Origin of the sequence: Promicromonospora kroppenstedtii DSM 19349, assembly GCF_000515355.1 — a bacterium.
Classification (GTDB): domain Bacteria; phylum Actinomycetota; class Actinomycetes; order Actinomycetales; family Cellulomonadaceae; genus Promicromonospora; species Promicromonospora kroppenstedtii.
Genome location: NZ_KI911577.1, coordinates 83,444 through 83,702 on the forward strand (window position 1 = coordinate 83,444; position 259 = coordinate 83,702).

The 259-nt window shown below is 70.7% G+C and carries 1 protein-coding gene; it reads right to left on the reverse strand.

Annotated elements, in window-relative coordinates:
* Positions 1 to 54: 54 nt before the first annotated feature.
* The coding region (locus tag PROKR_RS33495) for a hypothetical protein (protein WP_036959233.1) at positions 55 to 259 on the reverse strand (205 nt) is incomplete at its 5' end.

Genomic DNA, 259 nt, shown 5'->3' on the forward strand with positions numbered 1-259 from the left:
AAGCCCCTACCGCTGGCAGATGCAGTGCGTAGGGGGCTGTCGTCTAGTGCGGTACTACGCCGGGAGCCGCTCCGGCTCCACGGAGAGGGCCTCGGCGAGGTTGACGACGGACACGCCCATCGCCGTGGCGAGCGTGAGCTCGACGTCCGTTGCCGAGCCGATCTCCCAGCCCGGGAGCTCGACGACGACGTCGGCTTCGAGCACGCGCTCGACGGTCCAGCGGAGAGACCCCGTGAGGTCATCCGGCGCCGAGACCGGC